Below are 2,411 nucleotides of genomic sequence, written 5' to 3' on the forward strand. Positions count from 1 at the left end.
TCGTGGCCGCCGACGTCGGCGAGAGCGCCCAGGACGGCAGCGGCATCTCGGACTTCTTCTCCATCGACAACAAGACCGGCAAGCTGCTGACCAAGATCTCGGCGCCGGGTGAGCAGTTCGCGGCCCGCTGCGACGGCATCACCGAGATGGAGAAGTGCGCCGGCATCGCCGTCGGCCCCAACCGGCTGTACCTCCCGACGGAGGAGCACGACGGCACGGGCGAGTACAAGGAGACCAACGAGATCGTCGCCTTCGACCTGACCACCGGCAAGCAGACCGGCCAGCGGGCCGACGCCGGCGACGGCTACACGCTGTACCCGCTGCGCATGGACGGCACCAACGTCATCGCGTACAAGGGTGCGCCGTACAGCGAGGGCGGACAGGTCGTCAGCATCGACGGCGGTACGTTCAAGCAGACGAAGCTGCTCCAGAACCCGTCGACGGAGTCGGTGCGGGACGCGGAGAGCGGAATGTCTCCCGAAACCTCCGAACTCATCTACGCGCAGGGCCGCCTGTACATGGCCGCCGTGTACGCGCACGACAGCTCCGGCAGCGGTGACAAGGAGTACCTGGCACTGGCGTTCGGCGCCGGCGACTGATCGTCGCGCCGCTTGCCCGCACGGCCCCGTCCCTGTTCAGGGGCGGGGCCGTGCACGTACCGCTCAACACCCTCGAATCCGAGGAATTTCGGCGATCCGGGGCACTTCTCGCCGGTAGGGGGAGCGCAACGTCGAACAAGCGTGTAGCTTCCGGGGGCATGAAGGGCGGGGTGCCGGGGGGCACCCTTTGTCCGTCTGCGCGTGTGCCGGTATCTGGCTCTGCCTTGCCTGTTTGTCCGTCAGGGCATCCACGGGGGGACTGGGGGGTTGCTCGTTGGGAGTGCGGCTGATGGTGGTCGACGACCACCGACTGCTCGCCGAGGCGCTGGCCTCGGCACTGAAACTGCGAGGGCACCGGGTGCTCGCCGCGGCGGCGCCCGCCGCGGGCGCGGCGGAACTGGTGATCACCCGGGCGCCCGAGGTGTGCCTGCTGGGCACGGCGACCCCGGCCGAGCCGGGCATCTTCGACCCCGTCGTCCGCATCAAGCGGGAGCGGCCCCAGGTCGCCGTCCTCGTCCTCGGCCCGGTCCCGAGCCCGCGCGGCATCGCGGCGGCCTTCGCCGCGGGCGCCTCCGGCTACGTACGCCATGACGAGCGCATCGAGGGAGTCGAGCGCGCGATCATGAAGGCCAGGTCGGGAGAGGCAGCGGTGGCCCCCCAACTCCTCCAGGGAGCCTTCAGCGAACTCCTCAACCCCACCGCCCAGCCCGACGACGAGGGCCAACGCCTGCTCCAGCTCCTCACCCCCCGCGAGGTCGAGGTCCTGGTCCGCGTGGCCGACGGCGAGGACACCCGCCTGATCGCCGCCGGCATGAACATCGCCCCCTCCACCGCCCGCACCCACGTCCAGCGAGTCCTGATGAAACTGGGAGTGGGGTCGAGGCTGGAGGCAGCGGCCCTGGCGGCACGGACGGGCCTACTGGACAGGGCGGGCCCGTTGCCGCACGGCCCGCGGGGGGCGGAAGCGGGGCCGGAGACCTGAAGCTGCGGCCGAGTGGGGACGCGGTGGACTGGTCACAGGGCGCCGGTGCGTATGCCCTTCAGCAAGTGCGCGAGGGCGGCGGGGTTGGTGGTGAGGGCGGTGGTGGGGGTGTCGCTTTCGCGGAGGTGGATGTGGGTGGGAGAGGACGCCAGTTCCAGGCAGTCGTTGCCCTCGCCGCCGCCGGAGAAGGACGACTTCTGCCACTTGAGGCGGGTGGACATGGCTGCTCCTCACAATTCCCTGATGAGTCCGTTGATGAGGTCGCGTGACTGACCGGCGTCCAGTGACGCTCGCTTCACCCTACGGAACAGCTCCCGGAAGTGCTCCAGTTGGGCCGCGGAGTCGATGAAGGCGGTGCCGTGCGGGGCGTCACGTACGACGGTGTCCAGCTGGGGTACCACGCCACCTACGTGCACCATGGCGCTTCCGGCGCCCGCGAAGTCGTCCAGACCGAACGGCACGACGCGCACCGCGACGTGCTCAGCTTCGGACGCCTCCAGGATGCGGGTCAGTTGGATCCGGGATGCAGCCCGGCCGGCCACCCTGATGCGCAGAGCCGCTTCGTGGATCACCGTCTCGTAGGGGATGGGGTCGGCACCCTCGATGACGACCTTTCGTCTCATCCGGTGACTGACCCTGTGCTCTACCTCGCTCTCCGGGAACTGCGGGTTCATGTAAGCGAAAAGAGCGCGCGCGTAGGCCTCTGTCTGGAGAAGGCCGGGCACGTGGATGACTGCCACGTCGTGGCGGAACGTCGCATGGTGATCCAGCTCGGAGAGGTCGAGATAGGCGGCAGGAAGGATGCGCCGGTACTCCTCCCACCAGCCGCG

At 69.3% G+C, this 2,411-nt stretch carries 3 protein-coding genes and 1 pseudogene; 2 read left to right on the plus strand and 2 right to left on the minus strand.

Features of this window, described 5'->3' with window-relative positions:
• Both BZL64_RS34795 and BZL64_RS34800 read left to right on the plus strand, forming a co-directional pair.
• Positions 1-599, plus strand: a pseudogene (locus tag BZL64_RS34795) (outer membrane protein assembly factor BamB family protein); the annotation flags it as partial.
• 289 nt (positions 600-888) lie between these two features.
• Positions 889-1,581: a helix-turn-helix transcriptional regulator gene (locus BZL64_RS34800; protein ID WP_086773063.1), complete on the plus strand. Its 693-nt coding sequence runs from the start codon at positions 889-891 to the stop codon at positions 1,579-1,581.
• A gap of 32 nt (positions 1,582-1,613) precedes the next feature.
• On the opposite strand, the gene BZL64_RS34805 is transcribed toward BZL64_RS34800, so the two are convergent.
• The gene (locus BZL64_RS34805; RefSeq protein ID WP_086773064.1) at positions 1,614-1,802 is read right to left on the minus strand and encodes a DUF397 domain-containing protein; all 189 of its coding nucleotides are present in this window, start codon (positions 1,800-1,802) and stop codon (positions 1,614-1,616) included.
• 9 nt (positions 1,803-1,811) lie between these two features.
• On the minus strand, positions 1,812-2,411 hold a 600-nt coding region (locus tag BZL64_RS34810; RefSeq protein WP_086773065.1), incomplete at its 5' end, for a DUF5753 domain-containing protein.

It is taken from the genome of Streptomyces bobili (genome assembly GCF_002154575.1).
In the GTDB taxonomy this organism is placed as follows: Bacteria; Actinomycetota; Actinomycetes; order Streptomycetales; family Streptomycetaceae; genus Streptomyces; species Streptomyces bobili.